The sequence below is a fragment of the Nonomuraea mesophila genome, assembly GCF_004352805.1.
Classification (GTDB): domain Bacteria; phylum Actinomycetota; class Actinomycetes; order Streptosporangiales; family Streptosporangiaceae; genus Nonomuraea; species Nonomuraea longispora.
This window is the reverse complement of sequence record NZ_SMLD01000092.1, coordinates 1-19,031: the sequence shown is the minus strand read 5'-3', so window position 1 is coordinate 19,031 and position 19,031 is coordinate 1. Positions and strand designations below refer to the sequence as shown.

At 71.8% G+C, this 19,031-nt stretch carries 17 protein-coding genes; 12 read left to right on the top strand and 5 right to left on the bottom strand.

Features of this window, described 5'->3' with window-relative positions:
• Positions 1–3 precede the first annotated feature (3 nt).
• Complete coding sequence (locus E1295_RS29120; protein ID WP_132634722.1) at positions 4–765, bottom strand: SDR family NAD(P)-dependent oxidoreductase; 762 nt, start codon at positions 763–765, stop codon at positions 4–6.
• Positions 766–903: 138 nt separating this feature from the next.
• On the opposite strand from E1295_RS29120, the gene E1295_RS29115 reads away from it, so the two are divergent.
• The 3 genes from E1295_RS29115 to E1295_RS29105 are packed head-to-tail and all read left to right on the top strand — an operon-like array spanning position 904 to position 4,072.
• On the top strand, positions 904–2,304 hold the full coding sequence (locus tag E1295_RS29115) for an alpha/beta hydrolase (RefSeq protein ID WP_132634720.1): 1,401 nt from the start codon (positions 904–906) through the stop codon (positions 2,302–2,304).
• An 11-nt stretch (positions 2,305–2,315) separates the two neighbouring features.
• On the top strand, positions 2,316–3,431 hold the full coding sequence (locus tag E1295_RS29110; RefSeq protein WP_132634718.1) for a sensor histidine kinase: 1,116 nt from the start codon (positions 2,316–2,318) through the stop codon (positions 3,429–3,431).
• The gene (locus E1295_RS29105; RefSeq protein ID WP_132634716.1) at positions 3,428–4,072 is read left to right on the top strand and encodes a response regulator; all 645 of its coding nucleotides are present in this window, start codon (positions 3,428–3,430) and stop codon (positions 4,070–4,072) included. The genes E1295_RS29110 and E1295_RS29105 overlap by 4 nt, the downstream gene beginning before the upstream one ends.
• A gap of 55 nt (positions 4,073–4,127) precedes the next feature.
• Here E1295_RS29105 and E1295_RS29100 read toward each other — a convergent pair whose 3' ends face one another.
• Complete coding sequence (locus tag E1295_RS29100; RefSeq protein WP_132634714.1) at positions 4,128–4,670, bottom strand: GNAT family N-acetyltransferase; 543 nt, start codon at positions 4,668–4,670, stop codon at positions 4,128–4,130.
• 165 nt (positions 4,671–4,835) lie between these two features.
• Here E1295_RS29100 and E1295_RS52240 point away from each other — a divergent pair, with 165 nt between their 5' ends.
• A complete protein-coding gene (locus E1295_RS52240) occupies positions 4,836–5,258 on the top strand; it encodes an aldo/keto reductase (RefSeq protein ID WP_342775914.1) in 423 nt (140 codons plus the stop codon).
• A gap of 81 nt (positions 5,259–5,339) precedes the next feature.
• Positions 5,340–5,867 (top strand): type II toxin-antitoxin system prevent-host-death family antitoxin, encoded by a 528-nt coding sequence (locus tag E1295_RS29090; RefSeq protein ID WP_132634712.1) that lies wholly within the window; start codon positions 5,340–5,342, stop codon positions 5,865–5,867.
• Here E1295_RS29090 and E1295_RS29085 read toward each other — a convergent pair whose 3' ends face one another.
• Positions 5,868–6,050 carry a DUF1918 domain-containing protein gene (locus tag E1295_RS29085; RefSeq protein WP_132634710.1) on the bottom strand — a complete coding sequence of 61 codons (183 nt, stop codon included), beginning with the start codon at positions 6,048–6,050 and terminating at the stop codon, positions 5,868–5,870.
• A 92-nt stretch (positions 6,051–6,142) separates the two neighbouring features.
• Complete coding sequence (locus tag E1295_RS29080) at positions 6,143–7,009, bottom strand: NAD(P)-dependent oxidoreductase (RefSeq protein WP_132634708.1); 867 nt, start codon at positions 7,007–7,009, stop codon at positions 6,143–6,145.
• 177 nt (positions 7,010–7,186) lie between these two features.
• Here E1295_RS29080 and E1295_RS29075 point away from each other — a divergent pair, with 177 nt between their 5' ends.
• From E1295_RS29075 to E1295_RS29045, 7 genes are all read left to right on the top strand, one after another.
• Entirely contained in the window at positions 7,187–7,780 is a 594-nt protein-coding gene (locus tag E1295_RS29075) for a TetR/AcrR family transcriptional regulator (RefSeq protein WP_246080467.1), read from the top strand.
• 183 nt (positions 7,781–7,963) lie between these two features.
• Positions 7,964–8,809 carry an alpha/beta fold hydrolase gene (locus E1295_RS29070; protein WP_132634704.1) on the top strand — a complete coding sequence of 282 codons (846 nt, stop codon included), beginning with the start codon at positions 7,964–7,966 and terminating at the stop codon, positions 8,807–8,809.
• A 314-nt stretch (positions 8,810–9,123) separates the two neighbouring features.
• Positions 9,124–10,674, top strand: a complete 1,551-nt coding sequence (locus E1295_RS49030) for a CehA/McbA family metallohydrolase (RefSeq protein ID WP_166427455.1) — start codon at positions 9,124–9,126, stop codon at positions 10,672–10,674.
• A gap of 26 nt (positions 10,675–10,700) precedes the next feature.
• Positions 10,701–11,717 (top strand): extracellular solute-binding protein, encoded by a 1,017-nt coding sequence (locus E1295_RS29060; RefSeq protein ID WP_132634702.1) that lies wholly within the window; start codon positions 10,701–10,703, stop codon positions 11,715–11,717.
• On the top strand, positions 11,717–13,411 hold the full coding sequence (locus E1295_RS29055) for an ABC transporter permease (protein WP_132634700.1): 1,695 nt from the start codon (positions 11,717–11,719) through the stop codon (positions 13,409–13,411). Before E1295_RS29060 ends, E1295_RS29055 begins: the two co-directional genes overlap by 1 nt.
• Before the next feature lie 13 nt (positions 13,412–13,424).
• The gene (locus E1295_RS29050; RefSeq protein WP_132634698.1) at positions 13,425–14,465 is read left to right on the top strand and encodes an ABC transporter ATP-binding protein; all 1,041 of its coding nucleotides are present in this window, start codon (positions 13,425–13,427) and stop codon (positions 14,463–14,465) included.
• A gap of 336 nt (positions 14,466–14,801) precedes the next feature.
• Entirely contained in the window at positions 14,802–18,692 is a 3,891-nt protein-coding gene (locus E1295_RS29045; protein ID WP_132634696.1) for a hypothetical protein, read from the top strand.
• Between the two features lie 22 nt (positions 18,693–18,714).
• On the opposite strand, the gene E1295_RS29040 is transcribed toward E1295_RS29045, so the two are convergent.
• Positions 18,715–18,990, bottom strand: a complete 276-nt coding sequence (locus E1295_RS29040) for a hypothetical protein (protein ID WP_132634694.1) — start codon at positions 18,988–18,990, stop codon at positions 18,715–18,717.
• Positions 18,991–19,031 lie beyond the last annotated feature (41 nt).

Genomic DNA, 19,031 nt, shown 5'->3' with positions numbered 1-19,031 from the left:
GGGTCAGCTCGGGGGGTCGAAGCGGCCGTCCACGGCGGTCCAGCCGCCGTCCACGTACAGGACCGAGCCGGTGACGAAGCTGGCCGCGTCGCCCGCCAGGTAGACCACCGCGCCGGCCATCTCCTCGGGCGCCGCCCACCGGCCGAGGGCGCTCTTGGCGGCGTACGCGTCGTACCAGCCCGGGTCTTTCTTGATCTGCTCCGTCAGCGGCGTCTCCACCACGCCGGGCGCGATCGCGTTCACCCGCACCCCGTGCGGCCCGAACTCGGCCGCGGCGGTCCGCAGCAGCTGCACCAGCCCGGCCTTGGTGGCGGAGTAGACGCTCTGCCCCGGCTCGGTGACGGACGCCCGGATCGAGGCGAACCCGATGATCGAGCCGCGCCCCCGCTCCACCATGCCCGCTCCGAACGCCCGCACCACGTCGAACGAGCCCCGCAGGTTCAGCCCCACCACCCGGTCGAACTCCTCGCCGGTGTAGTCGAGCAGCCGTTTGCGCACGTTGGTCGCGGCGGTGAACACGAGGATGTCGGCGGGCTCCTCGGCGGCGAGGCGGTGTACGGCCGCGGGGTCCAGCACGTCGACCAGCCGCGCACGGCCCCCGCACCGCCCGGCGGTCTCCTCGGCCGCGGCCAGGTCACGGTCGGCGCACACCACGGACGCCCCGTGCGCGGCCAGCGCCAGCGCCGCCTCCCTGCCGATGCCGCTTCCCGCCCCGATCACCACGGCCCGCCGCCCGTCCAGGCGGAACAGCGCGTCATATCTCATAGGGGGCACCCTAGCGACTGGTCAGACCAGTGCACCAGGTGCGTGGACAGTTCCTGTGCCCGACGGGATGCCGTACGCGTGAAAGATCTGCCGAAAGGCAGACGCGGAGCCGCGCCGCCCCCGGCGACGATCTCCTTCATGAACATCGTCCTCAAAGGCGCCATCGGGGCGCTCGCCCTGCTGCCGATCGCGCCCGCGGCAGAGGCCAAACCTCCGGCACTGGCCTGGCACGACTGCGCCGACGGGCTGGAGTGCGCCCGGATGGAGGTGCCGGCCGACTGGGCCGTCCCGTCGCGGGAGAAGATCACTGTGGGCCTGGCCAAACTGCCCGCCCGGGACCAGGCCCGTAAGAAGGGGGTGCTGCTGGTCAACACCGGCGGCCCCGGCGAGCAGATCCCGATCCTGCGTCAGGGCAAGAAGTACTTCGCGGATCTGACCGAATGGTTCGACGTGGTCATCTTCGACCCCCGGGGGTTCGGGTCGTCCAGCCGCATCGACTGCCCCATCCCCGCGCCCTCCGCCACCGAGTGGGTATTTCCGAATAAATCCGCGTACAACGCCTATGCGGCGAAGAATCGCAGCTTCGGGCAGGCGTGCGCCAAGGCCGCCGGCCCCCTGAACGGCAACCTCAACTCCTGGCAGATCGCCCACGACATGGACGCCATCAGGGCCATCCTCGGCCAGAAGCGGCTGACCTACCTGGGCAACTCCCACGGCACCGCCCTCGCCCAGGCCTACGCCGAGCTGTTCCCGCGCAAGGTCGGCCGGATGTACCTGGACAGCGTCATCGACCACACCACCACGTCGCTCCGCACGTGGCTGGAGCGGCGGGCGAAGGTCCTGGAACGCAACTTCGGCCGCTTCGCCGCCTGGTGCCAGAGCACCGCGACGTGCGCCCTGCACGGCAGGGACGTCACCGCCGTGTGGGACGAGGTGATCGCCACGGCACGCCGCCGGCCCATCCCCGCGCCGGGCGCCGGACCCGATGTGACGATCAACGACACCCAGATCGTCTCCCGCTTCCACGTCAGCAACGAGGCGGCGTGGGAGCGCCTCGCCGGAGGGCTGGCGCAGGCGGCCTCGGGCGACGCGTCGTTCTTCGCCAAGGTGGAAGGGGTTCCGGATCCCGACCTGTCGCGCGTCTTCCTCTGCGCCGACTTCCCCTATCCCGGCTACGACAGGCTGAAGAGGCTGGAGACCGCGCTGCGCCGCGACACGCGACACATCGGCTGGCGCACGGTGTGGCCGATGGCCTATCACTGCGCCGGCCTGCCGCCCACAAGGACGTGGGCTCCCCGTCCCATCAAGGCCGCCGGACTGCCGCCCGTGCTGATCGCCAACGGCGAGCACGACGACAACACCCCGCCGGGCGACGGGCGTCGTCTGGCCTCGGTGCTCCCGGGCGCCCGCTACCTGCCGGCGGTGGGCGGGCACGCCCTCTACCTCACCGGTCATCCCTGCGTGCGCGAACACGTGCACCGCTACCTGACGACCGGCGCGATGCCACCCAGGGGCGCCTCCTGCGGCCCGGCGACATAACCTTGGCCGTCATGGACCGTCGTACCCTGACCAGGGAGGGCCTGCTGGTGCTGGCCGCCACGGCCCTGCTGATCGGGCTGACCCTGCTCGACGGCGGGCCGCCGTGGCCCGCGTGGCCCTTCCTGACCGGTCTGAGCCTCGCCGCTGCTCTGGTGCTGACGCTGCGGACGCGGTTCCCGCTGGCGGGGGCGCTGCTGGCGGTCGCGGTGGTGCCGCTCGGCCTGCAAGTGCCCGGCTGGCCGGGGCGGCTGGTCACGATGGCCATGTTCGGCGCGGCGGCCTTTCACCTGCCGCGCCGGCTGGGGCTCGTCGCGGGGCTGTCGGTCGCGTGGACGGTCGGCTACGCGCTGCTCCTCCCGGCCGGTCTGTCGGGGGTCTCGATCGTGACCGACCTGGTCGTCATGGGCGCCGCACCCGTCGCCGTCGGTCACGCGCTGCGGCTGCGCGGCGAGCGCGCCCGCCAGGCGGCGCTGCTCGACCGCGCCGAGGCCGGGCGGGCCATGGCCGAGGAACGCGCCGGCCTCGCACGTGACGTGCACGACAGCGTCGGCCACCACCTCACCGCGATCCGTCTGCAGGCGACGGCCACCCGCAGGGCGCTGCGCGGCGCGGAACCGGCCGCCGACAGAGCTCTGGGCACCATCGCGGACCTGTCCTCCTCCGCCCTGGCGGAGGTGCGCGCCCTGCTCGACACCCTGCGTGACGAACCCGCGGCCCCTGGGCGGCGCCCGGCGGCGATCGAGGACCTGGCGGCGATCGAGGGCCTGGCCCGGCGGCTGTCGGCGCCCGGCCTGAACATCTCCGTGCATCGCGCCGGCTCCTCCGCGCCGCTGCCGCCCGGCGTCGGCGGCACCGTCTACCGCGTGGTCCAGGAGGCGCTCACCAACGCCGTACGCCACTCGGGCGCCACCGACGTGCAGGTGCGGATCCGGCGCGGCCGGGTGCGCGTGGCGGTCACGATCGCCGACAACGGCCCGCCAGGGTTCGCCGCGGGAGCGGAAGGGCGCGGGCTCAGGGGCATGCGCGAACGGGTGCTCCAGCACGGCGGCACACTCCAGGCCGGCCCCGGCAGGACACGCGGCTGGCTCGTGGAGGCCACCGTGCCGGCTGAGGAGAGCACGGGATGACGATTCGCGTGGTGATCGCCGACGACCAGCCCGCCGTGCGCGACGCACTGCGCCTGACGCTCGACGGGGAGCCCGACATCGAGGTGGTGGGCGAGGCCGCCGACGGCGACGAGGCCGTGCGCCAGGCGCTGTGGCGGCGGCCCGACGTGGTGGTGATGGACCTGCGCATGCCGTTCGTGGACGGCATCGCCGCGATCCGGCGGCTCTCCGCCGTAGAGACGCCACCCAGGGTGCTCGCGCTGACCACCTTCGACACCGACGAGTACCTCTTCGGCGCCCTCCAGACGGGGGCGTCGGGCTTCCTGCTCAAGGACAGCGATCCCGAGCTGCTGCTGCGGGCGGTACGCGCCCTGCACCGCGGACAGGGGCTGGTGGACCCGCAGGTCACCACGCGGCTGATCCGACGCTTCGCCATGCTGTCGCCGGCGCCTCCCACGGGTGCGCTCGAGCTGCTCACCGCCCGCGAGCGCGAGGTGCTCGAATGCCTCGCCGCCGGGCTGAGCAACGCGGAGATCGCCAGGACACTGACCGTCGAGGAGGGCACGGTCAAGACGCACGTCGCCCGGATCCTGCACAAACTCGGGGTGCGAACCCGGGTGCACGCGGTCATCTACGCCTACGAGCACGGGCTCGTGCCGTGAGCCCGCCGGCCGGGCAACATCGGCTCCACGCCCCGCGCCGTGACGCCGTGGTGGCTCAGGCGCGGGCCGCCTCCCAGTCGGAGCGCAGCAGCTCGTACTCCACGTCGCCCTCGTCGGAGCCCTCGATGACCTCGGGCCAGTCTCCGAAGAACGTTCGGACGAATCTCAGCCCGCACTTCTCCATGACCCGCCGCGAGCCGAGGTTCACGGTCATCGTCTGGGCGAACACCCGGCGGGCGCCCAACTCCTCGAACGCCTTGCGGATCAGCGCCAGCGAGCCCTCGGTCGCGTACCCCTGACCCCAGGCCGACTTGTGCAGCCGGTAGCCCAGCTCGGGCTCGTCGGCGGGCCCGCCCTTGGGCGCGCGCAGGTGGAACCAACCGATGAACGCCCCCGACCGCTTCTCCACGGCGGCGAAGAACCCCGACGCGATGAACGCGGGCAGCGTCTCACCGACGATCACCTCGCGCGGCGTCGGCCGGCCGCCGTTGAGGTAGCGCATAACGTGAGGGTCGTTGTCGAGGGCGAAGAGGTGGTCGGCGTCCGACTCGGTGAAGGGGCGCAGGACCAGCCGCTCGGTCTCCAGGTAAACGTGCACGGGGAAACCGTAACCAGCCGGCTCGCGCGGGCTCGACCGGTTTTTCGGCGCCGACGCGGAGTATCGTTCTCCGCTACCTCTCTCGGAGCTCGCGTCGGTGCACATGCGTCACAGGCTGAACCCCGGGATTCATCCCGGGGAGCGCGTCAATGAGAGGGAGACGGCATTGCTGATCGGCCAGAGCTTCGACATCGCGGGGGAGCTGCGGGTCCGGCGGCTCGGGCACGGCGCCGGCATGCTCACCGGGCGCGGCCACTGGGGGCCGCGGATGGAGCCCGGGGAGGCGGTGGGGGGCTGCGCCGTGCCGTCGAGCTCGGCGTCACGCTCATCGACACGGCCGACAACTACGGACCAGGCCCGGCGGAGGAGCTGGTGGCGCGGGCGCTGCACCCGTACTCCGGCGGGCTGGTGCTGGCGACGAAGGGCGGCGTCGTCCGCACGGGGCCGAACCCGTCGCTGCACCGATCGCCGGTCATGCTGCCCACACCCGGCACGGGCTCCCTCGCTCACTTGGAGGACAATCTCGGCGCGGCGGACGTCTCGCTGACCGCCGACGATCTGGCCGCCCTCGACCGGCTGGCCGCATGACGGTCACCGTGCTCGGGGTGCGGGGAACGGATTCTGTAAGGCGGCTTGCGGAATTTTTGTAAGGGGGCTTACGATCTGCGGATGATCGACACGGAACGGCCCGCGTACGACGAACTCGTGGCCCGCCTCGGCGTGCCGCTCGGCGTGGAGGACGCCCGCGCCCGCTGGGGTTCGCTCGTGCGGGACGCCAGGAACGGCGCCACCACGCTGATCACCCGCGAGCGCTGGGAGTGGGCCGCGCTGGTGCCGCTGTCCGCGGTGCCCGGGCTGCTGAGCGGCCTGCCGCTGGTGCCGCTGTCGACGGCCCGGGGCAAGCTCGGCGATCTCGTACGCCAGGTCGCGCATCCGTACGAGCAAGAGCCGGTGCTGCTGTCGCGGCACCGCAAGCCCGTGGCCGCTCTGGTCGCCGCCGCGACCCTGGCCGACGGGCCCGCTCCTCGCGAGCTGCCTACCGCCGAGGTGATGCTGCTCGGTGGCGGCACCGTCGTTCTCGCGCTCGACGCGCACGGCCGGATCACCGCCAGCGTGCGCGACCAGGAGGGCGCCGAGGTCGCGCTCGGCACGGGCGACAGCATCGGGCAGGCCCTCGACGCCCTGGAGAACGGCTGATCAAGCCGGTTGGACCACCGCGTCGGGCCCGGGGAAGATGAGGTGCTCGCCGCCGTCCTCGAACCTGACGACGTAGGGCGGAGTGCCGTCAGGGCCGCGGACCTCGATGATCTCGCCCTTCCTGTCTCCCTGGCCCACGACATGACCATGGACGATCAGCACGTCGCCGACGCTTGCCTGCATGGTGACTCCCCTCGGCCGGCTCTGATGGCTCACCCCCACACTGCACCAGGCGCGCCGCCGCGCAAAGACGACTGGCCGTGCGGGCGGGCGGGTCAGCGTGCGAGTTCCTCCACGATGCCCGTGAAACCCTCGTCGCCGCGGCCGTCGGCGATGCGCCGGTCGACGAACGTCAGGAGGTCTTCGAGCTGGGCGGTGCCGAGCTTGGCGGAGGCACGCAGCCGGACGAGGTGCTCCAGCACCGGCGCGTGCTCGGCGAGGGAGGCCGGGCCGCGCGGGTAGGCGCGGTCGCGGACCTCGCGGGCCGTCTCCTCGGCCGCCGCGACGACATACCCCATCTGCTTGGCCGCGAACGGCGCGAACGTCTCCGGCGCGACGTCTCCGCGCCCGCCGGCCAGCGCGAGGGCGTTCAGGTAGGCGAACGTGGTGTCGTACCAGAGGCCGAGCAGCGCGAGGTCGTACAGTCCGGCCTGGCCGGGGTCCTCGCCGACGTGGTGGACCGTCCCGAGCCGCTCCAGCGCCGGGCGGCAGCCCGCGAACACCCGCGCCGGGCCGCTGTGGAAGAGCGTGGCGTCCGGGGTGCCGATGTCCGCGGGGCTCGCCTGGATGACGGCGCCGAGGTGGGCGGCGCCGTGATCGCCGACCGTGGCGGCGGTCTCGCGGGCCTCGTCGGGGGTGCCGGTGGTGAAGTCGACCACCGTACGCCCGGCCGCGGCGGCGCCGCCGGCGGCCAGCACCTCCATGACCGCGTCGTGGCCGGTCAGGCAGAGGACCACGAGGTCGCTCGCGGCCATCGCGTCGGCGACCGTGGCCGCGTGCCGCGCCCCGCTCGCCACGAGAGGGGCTGCCTTCGCGGGGGAGCGGTTCCATACCGTGGTCGTGTGCCCGTGCTCCAGGAACGTACGGGCCAGGGCGCCGCCCATGGCGCCAAGGCCGAGCACCGTCACGGGGAGATCGTTCATCGGAGAGCCTCCTTATAACATTACGGGTCGTAACGTAACATAAGAGCTAGACTCGGAACCGTGCAACCACGTCAGGAAGGGCGGGGCCCCAGTGCGGGCCCCACTGCGGCCCCCAGTGCGGCCCCCAGTGCGGCTTCCCGTGCGGGCCGCCCGCGTGACCCGCAGATCGGCCGTACGGTGCTGGACGCGACGCTCGCCGTGCTCGACGAGGCCGGCTACGCCCGGCTCACGATCGAGGAGGTCGCACGCCGCGCGGGCGCGACCAAGCCGGCGATCTACCGCCGCTGGCCCGACCGGCGGCGCCTCGTCCTGGCCGCGCTGGCGACCAGGCTCGGCACCGCCCGCACGCCCGACACCGGCTGCACGCTCTGCGATCTCAACGAGGGCATCAACGTCTTCGTCGCGGCGTTCCGCCGGATCAGGCCCGACGTGCTGGGGCCGCTGTTCGCCGACTGCGCGGCCGAGCCGGAGACGCGCGAGACGTTCATGACGACCTTGTTCGACCCGCCGAGGGCGGCGGTGGCCGAGATGATCGAGCGCGCGGTGGCGCGCGGCGACCTGCGCGCCGACCTCGACCGCGATCTCGTGCTCGACCTGCTGGGCTCGCTGGTGCACTACCGGGCGTTGTTCGGGCACGCGCCGATCGCGGCGGAGCAGGTCGAGAGCGCCGTCGCGACGGTCCTCGGCGGCATCGCCACCGACTACCCGGCCCTGCTGGCGCACAGCCGCCAGGTCATGGGCGATCCCCGTACGCACACCGCCCACGGATAGCCCCTTCGTCCGTGTCGCCTCGGGCATCCGGCGCCCGGGGCGTCGTCGTGCTGTCCCGAGGGGCCGGGCCGATTTTCCTTCCTGGGGTTCTCCCAGTATACCTAGGAGGCCTAGGTTTTATCCTAGGAGTCCTAGGAGAGTCGCTTCCGGGCGACCGGTCGACCGCGAGAAGGAGTTTCCGTCATGACAGGCCCGGTGACCGGCAAGCTACGTGTCAACGGCGCGAGCCTGCACTACGAGGTGCGGGGACAGGGTCCGCTCCTGCTGCTCATCCCCGGCGGGTCGGGCGGCGCGGCGTCGTTCGACGCCGTCGCGGGAGCCCTGGCCGAGCACTACACGGTCGCGACGTACGACCCGCGCGGCATGGCCCGGAGCACGCTCGACGATCCCGAGGCCGAACAGCGGGTGGCCGAGCACGCCGGCGACGCGCTGCGGCTGCTGGATCTGCTGTCGCCCGGGGAGCCCGCCCGCGTCTTCGGCGCCAGCTCCGGTGCGATCGTCTCCCTGCACCTGCTCACCGCGCATCCCTCGCGCGTCGAACGCGTCGTCGCGCACGAGCCGCCGGTCGTGGAGGTCCTGCCCGACGCCGCCGAGCATCGTGCGCTGATCGCGCGTGTGCGGGAGACGTTCGAGAAGGAGGGGGCCATGCCGGCGATGGCGGTGTTCGCGGCGGGGCTGCGCAAGGACGGCGCCGAGGGGGCCGCGCCTGCCCCGCCGGCGCAGACGCAGCTCCCGCCGCAGGCAGCGGCGCGGGCCGAGCAGACGATGGCGGGCCTGCCGTACTTCGTCGGGCGTATCGTCCCCGCCTTCATGTCGTACGCCCCCGACGTCGACCGTCTGGCGGCGTTGTCGGACCGGCTCGTGCTCGCGTGCGGCCAGGACTCGCGCGGCGAACTGCCCTACCGCCCCGCCGCCTACCTGGCCGGGCGGTTCGGCGCCGAGCTCGTCCATTTCCCCGGCGGGCACATCGGCCTGACCACGCACCCGGCCGAGTTCGGCGAGCTCCTTCTGAAGACCTTGCGCGCCTGAACCGCGAACGCGCCAGCCGACGGCGATCACACCGACCGAGCATGAGAGACACACCATGACAAACCCGCATGAGACGACAACGACCATCATCGACGGCCCCGCCGGTCGCCTCGCCGTGACCGACCACGGGCACGGGCCCGACGTCGTGCTGATCCACGGCGCCAACCGTTCCTCCCTGGACTGGGAGCGCCGCTGCGCCGCCGGCTCACGGGTAGACAACAGATTGCCCTTATGTCTTAACAAAGCGTTGACATGCCGTTCATCTGAGGGATAGAAAGCATTAACCATTCAGACAGGGCGGAGGCGGGCACCGCATGATCGGCCGGACCGAGCTGCTTTCGGTGGCGACCACCCTGCCGGAGCCGGCGTTCGACCTGCACTACCTGCACTATCCGCTCGACGTCCCTGACGGGGTGGGCGAGCTGGAGCTGGTGCTGGAGTACGACAAGATCGTCGACGTCGTGCAGATCTACGCGGTGCTGCTGGAGCCCGACGGTGCGTTCCGCGGCCACGTCCAGTGCCCGGGAGGTCCGGGGCCGCGCCGGCTGGTGATCAGGGTGGGCACGGACGGGGCCGGCCCCGGCTGCGTCGCCGGGCCCGTCCCCGCCGGCCGCTGGACCGTACGGCTCGACCTCGACCGGCACAAAGCGCCGGCTCCGTACACGTTGACCGTGCACGCGACCCCGGCGTCCAGTGCGACTCCCGCGATTGGCGCGACCCCCGCGACCCGCTCGGCGGGCCGGGAGGCGCGGTTGCGGGAGCCCGTCGGCGGGACCGGCTGGTACCGCGGCGAGCTGCACAGCCACTCCACCCACTCCGACGGCCGCCGGCCGGTCGCCGACCTGGTGCGCGCCGCCAGGGGAGCGGGCCTCGACTTCCTGGCCGTCACCGACCACTTCACCGCCGCCCACTGGCCCGACCTGGACCACCACACCCACCACATCGACGACCGCGACCACGACGACCGCGACCGCCGCGACGACGACCGCGACCGCCGCGACGACGACCATGACGACCGCGACCGCCGCGACGACGACCATGACGACCGCGACGACCGCGGTCGCGGGGGTGTCGTGCTGCTGCACTCCATGGAGCTGACCAGTCACCGCGGGCACGCCAACCTGCACGGGCTGAGCCGGTGGGTCGACACCTACGTCGACCGTCCCGGCCACACCATGGTGGACGTGGCGGCCGACGTGCACGAGCAGGGCGGCCTGGTCTGCGTCAACCACGCCTTCAGCGGCGACCAGGCCTGGCGGCGCTTCGACACGCCCTGGGACGCCATCGACCTCATCGAGATCGCCCACCTGCAGCAGGGCGCCAACAACGACGCCCAGATCGGCCTGTGGGACCGCCTGCTGACCTCCGGGCACCGGGTGATCGGCGTGGCGGGCAGCGACTGTCACGACCCGTCCGACCCGGGGCAGGCGCTCGGCCAGGTGGTCACCGTCGTGCACGCGGACGAGGGCAGCGAGCGCGGCATCGTCGAGGGCCTGCGGCGCGGGCGCGTGTACGTCTGGCGGGGCGCGGACATCGACATGCGGGTCAACCGCGCCCCCATGGGCGAGACCGCGGCGGCGCCCGGCGGGCGGGTCCAGGTGGACGTGGACGTGCGGGCGGACGAGCCGGTCGTGGTGTTCGTGCTGCGCGACGGGCTGCTCATCAACGTCGTCCCCGCCGCCGACAAGCCGGGTGAGTGGCAGCGGATCACCGTCGAGGACCGGCTCGCGGGCAGCGCCTGCTACCGGGCCGAGGTCCACGCCGACCCCGGCAGGAACGATCCCCAGTTCTGGGCGAGCTCCCTGCGGGACCACAGCTCGCTGCGGGCCGCGGGCAACCCGGTCTGGGTTGGCACCGACGGCTGAAACCCCCTCGTGTCAGGAGAGAGTTCATGCGGTATGCAACGACGTTCGGCGCCGGTCTGCTCACACTGGCCCTCACGGGCTGCGCGGGCGTGCTGACCAACAACGCGACCGCGGGCCAGAGCGGCGGCGACGACAACACGGTGACGCTCTATGCCGTGAGCGGTCCCGAGGTGACGGATCCGATCCTCGGCGCGTTCAAGTCCAAACACCCCGAGATCAAGGTCAACAGGATCGGCCTGCCCGGCACGGGCGAGGCGTTCGCCCGGGTGCGGGCCGAGAAGGACCGGCCGCTCGGCGACGTGATCTGGGGCGGCTCGTCGGAGCTGTACACCGCCAACGCCGACCTCATCGCCCCCGTCGAGCTGCCGAACGACGCCGCCACCGTGGCCAAGGACCCCCAGCACATCTGGCACGCCACCGACCTGCTCTTCCAGGCGATCGCCGTGAACACCGACAAGTTCCCCGACGCGGCCGGGCACCCGAAGACGTTCGCGGACCTGGCGGAGCCGGGGTACGCGGGTGGGAAGGTGGCCTTCGCCACGCCCAAGTCGTCGGGCACCTCCTACAGCCTGCTCACCACCATGGTCACCCTGCACGACTGGGACTACGTCGACCGGTTCGTCAAGAACGCCCGCATGCTCGATGGCTCGACCGCGATGTTCAACCTGGTCAAGGACGGTGAGGTCGGCACCTCGTTCATCAACGAGGACCTGGGCGCCAAGTGGATCGACGCCGGCGTGAAGATCAAGCTGATCTATCCCGAGGACGGCGTGTCCGGCCAGATCGGCTCCGCCGGCGTCATCAAGGGCGCCAAGCACGAGGCGGCCGCCAAGACGCTGGTGGACTTCCTCATGTCGAAGGAGGCCCAGCAGATCATGGTCGATGAGGTGCAGCGCCGTTCCTCGCGTGGCGACGTGCCCGCGCCGAAGGGCCTGCCGCCGGTCGATCAGCTCAAGCGCGCCGAGGTCGACGAGAAGTGGGCGGCGGAGAAGAAGGACGAGATCCTCGCCAAGTTCGACGACGCCGTCAAGAGCGCGGGCTGATGTCGGCTTCCACGACCGCGCGGGGACGGCCGGGCCGCCGGTCCCGGACGAACTGGCGCGACCCGTGGCGGCTCGCCGGGCTGGCCGCGCTGCTCATCCTGCTGATCTTCATCGTCTACCCGCAGTTGTGGATCGTCAGGGCGGCGTTCACCGACGACGCGGGCGGGTTCACGCTCGCCAGGTTCGGCGCGTTCGTCACCGACGCGGGGTTCACCGAGCCGCTGGTGCACAGCGTGGTCGTCAGCCTGGCGGTGGGCGCGGGCGCGGTGCTGGTGGCGGTGCCGCTCGCGTTCGTCATGGCGCGTTACCGCATCCCCGGCCGGCAGGGCGTGCTCACCATGCTCACGATGGCGACCACCTCGCCGCCGTTCCTTGGCGCGTACGCGTGGCTGCTGCTGCTCGGCAGCGGCGGCATCATCACCAGGGCCGCCAGGGAGGCCGGCCTGCCGCTGCCGTTCGAGTCGATTCTCGGTGTCGGCGGCATCATCTGGGTCGGCGTGTGGTTCACCTTCGCCCTGATCTTCCTCATGGTGTACGACGCCCTCAGGGCGGTGGATCCGGCGCTGGAGGAGGCCGCGGCGTCCGTCGGGTCGAGGCCGTGGCGCACCCACTGGAAGGTGACGCTGCCCCTCGCCGTGCCCGCCATCGCCACCGGCTGCTACCTGGCAGGCATGCGGATATTTGCGGACTTCGGCACGCCGATGCTGATCGGCGGCGGCTACTCCATGTTGCCGGTCGTGGTCTACCAGAACTTCATGTCCGAGGTCGCCGCCAGCCCCGGCGCGGCCGCCACGGCGAGCCTCATGATGGTGCTCGTCTCGGGGCTGGCGCTGGTGGTCCAGCGCAGGATCGTGGCCAGACGCTCGTTCGCCGTGACGGGAGGCAGGGACCAGCCGCTGCGCGAGCTGCGCCGGGGTCCCAGAGCGCTGGTGCTGACCGGCATCTGGACGGCGCTGCTGCTCGGGTTCGTTCCGCACCTGGTGGTGCTGCTCACCAGCTTCCTGCGCTGGCAGTCGGGCATCCTGCAGTGGGAGCCGACGCTGGAGAACTACCGGCGGTTGTTCGAGGAGTCGCTGCAGCCCATCGTGCTGAGCTTCGTCTTCGCCGGCATCGCCTGCCTGCTGGCGCTCGTCACGGGCGTCGTGGTGGCCTACATCGTGGCGCGCAAACGGTTCAGGATCTCCGGACCGCTGCTGAACAACCTCGTCATGGTGCCGTACATCCTGCCGGGCACGGTCTTCGCGATCGGGTTCATCCTGGCCTTCAACCACCTGCCCGTCATCCTCACCGGCACCGCGCTGATCATCGTGGTGGCGTACTTCATCCGGCGGCTCCCGTACGTGATGAAGTCCATCGAGGCCGCGCTCGGCCAGGTGCACCCGTCGCTGGAGGAGGCCGCGATGAGCGTGGGCGCGCCGCCGCGGCGCAGCTTCCGCGACATCGTCGTGCCGATCATCAGGCCCGCCGTCATCTCCGGCGGCACCGTCGGGTTCCTGCAGATGATCACCGAGCTGTCGGCCACGGTCATGCTGTACGCGGTGCCCTGGGTGACCATGACCGTGGTCATCTTCACGAACGCGATGCAGCCGGGCAGCCCGTTCGGCGTCGCCTCGGCCATGACCACGGTGCTGCTCGTCTCCGTCTACGTCCCGCTCTACCTGCTGCGCCGTCGCTACAAGACGGTCTCCCTGTGATCCGGAGCTCACCATGGACATCAGCATCGAAGGGGTCTCCAAGACGTTCGGGGAGACCACCGCGCTCGAGTCGGTCGACCTGTCGGTGCCGTCGGGGCGGCTGGCCACCCTGCTCGGCGCGTCCGGCTGCGGCAAGACCACGCTGCTGCGGATCATCGCCGGGTTCGAGACCGCCGACACGGGCGCCATCCGCTTCGGCGAGCGCGACATCGCCAAGGTGCCCGTGTGGAAGCGCCGCATCGGGTTCGTCTTCCAGAACTACGCGCTGTGGCCGCACATGACGGTCGCCGAGAACGTCGCGTACGGCCTGCGCCTGCGCAAGCTGTCCAAGGAGGCCGTCGCGGAGAAGGTCGCCACCGGCCTGGCCATGGTGGGGCTCACCGGCAGGGAGCAGCGCCGTCCCGGCCAGCTCTCCGGTGGCCAGCAGCAGCGCGTGGCCCTGGCCAGGGCGCTCGCCCTCGAACCCGACGTGCTGCTCATGGACGAGCCCCTGTCCAACCTCGACGCCAAGCTGCGCGTCGAGATGCGCAGGGAGATCCGCCGCATCCAGCAGGAGACCGGCATCACCGCCGTCTACGTCACCCACGACCAGGACGAGGCCCTGGAGATCTCCGACCTGGTCGCCGTCATGAACGGCGGGCGGGTGGAGCAGATCGGCGCCCCCGAGGACGTCTACGAACGGCCGGAGACCACGTTCGTGGCCTCGTTCGTGGGCAGCGTCACGCTGCTGCGCGGCCAGGTCACCGACGACGGCGAGCTCGCGCTCTCCAGCGGCGGCAAGGTCGGGTTCGGCGGGCCGCTCGGCGAGGCCGGGGCCGCCGTGCACGTGGCGCTGCGACCCGAGGACCTGCGCATCGTCGACGACGGCCAGGCCCAGTTCACCGGCAAGGTCGTGCGCAGCAGCTTCCAGGGCGGCACCAGGGAGTCGGTCGCCGAACTGCCCGGCGGCGAGCTGCTCGTCTTCGAGCACCGCCGCCCGCTGCCCACCGGCGCCACCGTGGGCCTGACCGCCGACCGGTTCACCGTGATCGGCCAGGACACCGGCGTCGCCTGACCGTTGCGCCCGTCGCGTGTGGACCGATCCGTGAGCCGGGCGGCCGCGACTCTGTGTGAGTGTGCGGGTCGGAAAACTGGAGTTCCAATGTCGGAACCGGTTTGACGCTCAGTGAGAGATGTGGTCGGCTCGTTCCCTATGTTTCTGATGGGATGAATTGAACCGGTCCGGGGAGAACGCTACATGCCGCACGCCTTGGTGCGCGTGCTCGCTTCGACGTCCATCGCAAGTGCCGCAGTCCTGGTGGCCGTGCCGCCGGCCGCCGCACAAGCCGAGGTCGCACCAGCGGGGATCGCATCAGCCGCAGTCCACAGGGAAGCGGCGAAGGTCCGTCCCGTGCCCGCCGTGCAGGAGCCGGCGCCCGCCACGGTCACCGTGCCCACCCGCGAGTCGCTCGCGCTCCGGCCCACCGGCGACGACGGGGTCGGGCCCGCCGCGCCCGAGGTGACCACGGCCGCCGGTCCGGGGCTCGTCCAGGAGGTCGCCGCCAGGGCCGCGGCCGTCCAGAAGGAGCAGGGGCTCGGCGCCAAGGCGCCCGACACGCGCGACGTGCTGCCCGACACCTCCCAGGCGGAGACGCTGACGCTGGTCAAACCGCTGGCGTCCGTGCTGAAGACGTTCGACGGCCTCGGCAAGGCCGTGCCCGGGCTGACGTACCGGCTCTGCGTCGAGAGCGAGAGCGTGCCGGTGTCCTGCTCCATCTCCAAGCCCGTCGGCGTGCCGGTCGCCGCCGACGTCACGGGCGACTCCAAGCCCGACCTGGCCGCCGACCTGGTGCCCACCGCGAGTCCCTCGAACGGCTCCGTCGGGCTCGGCTTCGCCGTCAGGCGGCTGTCGGAGGAGAACCTCAAGGCCCGGGTCTGGGCGGAGTACGACGGCAAGGTGTCGGTCGGGTTCGACGGGCTGAAGCGCGGATCCTCCCTGTCGGCCAAGGACTGGGGGAACTTCACCGTCGACATGGAGGGCAGGCGGGTCAAGGCCAGCATCACCCGCAAGGAGCCCGGCGAGTCCGCGGCCATGATCGCCGGCATGACCGGGCGCAGCGCGGTGAGCCTGCGCCAGACGCCCGCCACCGAGAAGCTGACCGTCAACGCCGCGCTCGACACGCCCACGCTCGACGTCTCCGCCTCCTCGCCCGCCCGGCTGGACGCGCTCGCGGTGAACGGCCGCCGGTTCGTCCACGCGGTGCTCGACAAGATGGCCGCCCGCGCCGACGTGCGCCTGTCCGGCGGGCAGATCCGCTTCACCAGCTCGTCGAGCGTCGCGCGCGCCTACCTGAACTCCTTCACCTACCGTGACGGGCGGCTGGCCAAGGTGGTCAGCGCCGAGCTCGAACGTGTCCCGCGCTCCTTCGTGGCCAAGTACGGCTCCGGCAAGCGCACGCAGACCGTGTCGGTCAACGCCGGCAAGGGCCGGTCACGCGCCGGGGCCGCGAGCCTGCTCTACTACGACAGGAACGCGTCCCAGACCGTGGTCAGGACGGAGCTGAGCGCCCTGCCCGCCAAGGTGCGCCTGGTCCACGACCTGACCAAGCACCAGGTCACGCACCGGACGAGCTCGCCCGTCGGCACGTTCAAGGCGATCCTGCAGCGCGACGGGGGCGCCATCTCCAGCCCGCGCGGCGGCCACGTCACCATGATCAAGAACGGCTCCGCCGTCGGGGTCTCCGCCCTGCTGTCGGGCCTGTCCTCGTTCGACGTCACGTACGGGGGCAAGCCGCATGCCCACCTGGAGGCCGCCTCCAGCGAGAGCTCGTTCACCGGCGCGGCCAGCCTCGACGGCACCCACGTGGCCAGGATGGAGATCTCCAACACGCCCGCGACCGTCGACCTCACCCTCGACCCGGGCGCCAGGAAGGCGGCCTTCCGGGCCAGCGGCGAGATCAAGCGCATCCACGCCGCCTACGCCAACCGGAAGTCCGGCCCCACCGTGGACGGCACGCTCATGGGCGTGCGCGACGACGTGAAGGCGTCCTGGGAGCTGGGCGAACGGTCCACGATGCGGATCGCGACGTCCAAAAAGCTCGACGAACTGCGGATTTATGCCAATAAAGCGTACGTGAACAAGCCGACAGGCGAGGACCTTCAGGCGACCGCCAAGGGCCTGCGCAAGGAGGCCGAGCTCGTCGCCGACACCAAGGCGGGAACGCTCACCTGGACGGCCGACGCCCCGATCGACAAGGTGACGGCGCTGGCCAGGGTCAAGCTCGGCAACCGTTACGTCAGGGCCGCCGCCGACGTACGCGACGTGCCGGCCCGCTTCGACGCCTCGTGGCAGGCCACGTCGTACCGGTTCCGCGGCCAGTCGGGCCCCGTCGGCACGGCCGAGCTGGCCTTCACCAATCACGACGCCGCCAAGTCGCCCACGGGCCCCCACCTGTCCGCGCACTATGACCAGGCCTCCGGCGACATGGACGCCAGCGTGCTGGTCAACGGGCTCGAACACGTCGAGTTCACCCCCGCCGCCGAGGGCTTCAGCGCCGACTTCCGCTCGGCCAAGCAGACCCTCGCCGTCGACGCCGACATCACGCGGGGCGACACCCGCTTCGGCCTGATCGGCACGCTCGGTCCCGCGCCAGGCCGCCTGGCCGTCACCTCCACCGGGGGCAAGCTCACCTACGCCGGCTCCCAGCTCGACGTGCGCGCCCGCGCGTGGCTCGGCAAGGTCGCCGCGCTCGACCGCATGCGGGCCGCCCCCGTCCTGCCCGGCGGCGGCGTGTCCCTGGTGGACGGCGGTTGCGCCACCGGGTCGAAGGGCTGCTCGCCGGGGCCCTTCTGCACGCCGCAGCGGGGCTGCTACGGGCTCCAGGGCTACCTGGACGTGACCGGGCTGCCCCAGCAGGTCTCCGTCGACCTCGCGGGCAAGACGTTCGCATTCTCCGGGTTCGCTCCCAAGCGCAAGAGCCTCGGCGTCTACCTGGCCAGCACCGTGCTGGCCCCCGTCCCGATCAAGGCCAGGGCCACCCTGACCGGACTGCCCTCCAAGATCACCAGCATGTCGCTGGGGCCGTTCGACGTGGCCAAGGGCAACGCCGTGAACGTCGGCTACCGCATCGAGCCGGCCGCCACCCTCGGCAGCCTCGACGTGCACGCGGAGTCGGGCGGGGTGCGGGGCAAGGTCGCGATCGACCCGGTGCCCGCCGCCGTGGCCGTCCAGGGCACGTACGGCGCCAAGACCCGCATCCGCGTGACGAACTCCGCGGCCGTCAAGCGGCTCAAGGCCAAGGTCACCCTGCCCGGCAAGGGCACCGGCGAGCTGCGCTTCTCCGACGTGCCCGCCCGGTTCGGGGTGGACGCCGACGCCTCGGGCGCCGGGTTCAGCGTGCCGGCCGTCACGTACAAGGCGCTGGGCGGCGTCAACACCCTCGACGGCTACCTCGGGGTGGAAGGCGGTCTGATCGATCCCAAGGGCCGCCTCGGGGACGTCGCGGTCTCGGTCAGGGACCTGGCCTCCGACACCACCGTCCGCATGAACCCCGACCAGTCGCTCGACCTCGTCTCGAAGCCCGTGCCCAGCGGGCGCGTCACGCTGCGCGCAGGGCTGCGGATGGACCCGGTCGCCAAGCAGCGCATCGCGGTGAGCAAGGAGGTCCCGCACACCAAGGGCTTCCTCACCTACCAGGTGGCCGGGCAGTTCGGGCTCGGCAGGAGCTCGGTGAAGGACGTCTCGCTGTCGGTGCAGGGCATGTCGTGGTTGCGGATCAGACCGGGCAAGATCCCGTTCGGCATGAAGGCGCCGCCTGTGCTCGGCTACGTGACGCCCGCCTTCCAGGGAAAGTACGGGCGGCTGAAGCTCTCCGCCGACGGGGTCGACCTGCGGCCGGACGTGTCCCTGGACGTCAGGCTGAGCCGGGACATCGGCAACGACCTCTTCCACGAGTCGGTACGGATCGGCGGCACCAAGTCGCTCGCCATGCGCCGCTACGACCAGCGGATGAGGCGCATCGGAGCCAAGCAGGAGATCAAGGCCGCCGGGTTCAGCGTGGCCTGCCTGACGGTGGACGCCAAGCCCGGGTTCGTCGCCGGGGGCCGCAAGAACACCATCACCCTGCGCGGCGCCGACGGTCCCCAGATGGTCTCGCTGCTCGACCCCGGCGGGCAGGTGCCGGACTACGCGGTGGACCTGCTGACGCACTTCATGAGCCCGTTCCCCGGCGCTGAGTGGAAGGTCGCCAACACCAAGGCGGGTGCCTGCGAGGACGAATCCTCGCGCCCGGAATCCCGCTGACGACGTCGTCAGGGCCGCGCGGTCAGGGAACCGCGCGGCCCAGGCGCAGCCTGATCCGGTTCCCGTGCCGCACGCTCTCGCGTACGGTCCACATGCGCTCGTCGATGACGGTGCCCCTGGCCGTCATGTAGCCGCCCATCCTGAGCACCGGACGCCCGGTGTCGTCGCTCACCAGCTGCGCCCGCGACTCGGACTCGTCGCCGAACAGCACGAGGAAGTCGTGGGCCCCGGCCGGGGCGTCCAGGACCAGGCCGGGATAGAGGTGCGAGTAGGGTACTTCGACCACGTGTTCATTCACGGGTGATCGCCTACCCGGCGGGGGCGGGTTCGAACAAAGGG

What these genes read in the sequence shown, in the direction of transcription:
- E1295_RS29080 (WP_132634708.1), bottom strand. Translation starts at nt 7,009, where the DNA reads ATGAACGATCTCCCCGTGACGGTGCTCGGCCTTGGCGCCATGGGCGGC.
- E1295_RS29105 (WP_132634716.1), top strand. Translation starts at nt 3,428, where the DNA reads ATGACGATTCGCGTGGTGATCGCCGACGACCAGCCCGCCGTGCGCGAC.
- E1295_RS29090 (WP_132634712.1), top strand. Translation starts at nt 5,340, where the DNA reads ATGATCGACACGGAACGGCCCGCGTACGACGAACTCGTGGCCCGCCTC.
- E1295_RS29070 (WP_132634704.1), top strand. Translation starts at nt 7,964, where the DNA reads ATGACAGGCCCGGTGACCGGCAAGCTACGTGTCAACGGCGCGAGCCTG.
- E1295_RS29085 (WP_132634710.1), bottom strand. Translation starts at nt 6,050, where the DNA reads ATGCAGGCAAGCGTCGGCGACGTGCTGATCGTCCATGGTCATGTCGTG.
- E1295_RS49030 (WP_166427455.1), top strand. Translation starts at nt 9,124, where the DNA reads ATGATCGGCCGGACCGAGCTGCTTTCGGTGGCGACCACCCTGCCGGAG.
- E1295_RS29055 (WP_132634700.1), top strand. Translation starts at nt 11,717, where the DNA reads ATGTCGGCTTCCACGACCGCGCGGGGACGGCCGGGCCGCCGGTCCCGG.
- E1295_RS29110 (WP_132634718.1), top strand. Translation starts at nt 2,316, where the DNA reads ATGGACCGTCGTACCCTGACCAGGGAGGGCCTGCTGGTGCTGGCCGCC.
- E1295_RS29120 (WP_132634722.1), bottom strand. Translation starts at nt 765, where the DNA reads ATGAGATATGACGCGCTGTTCCGCCTGGACGGGCGGCGGGCCGTGGTG.
- E1295_RS29060 (WP_132634702.1), top strand. Translation starts at nt 10,701, where the DNA reads ATGCGGTATGCAACGACGTTCGGCGCCGGTCTGCTCACACTGGCCCTC.
- E1295_RS29050 (WP_132634698.1), top strand. Translation starts at nt 13,425, where the DNA reads ATGGACATCAGCATCGAAGGGGTCTCCAAGACGTTCGGGGAGACCACC.
- E1295_RS29115 (WP_132634720.1), top strand. Translation starts at nt 904, where the DNA reads ATGAACATCGTCCTCAAAGGCGCCATCGGGGCGCTCGCCCTGCTGCCG.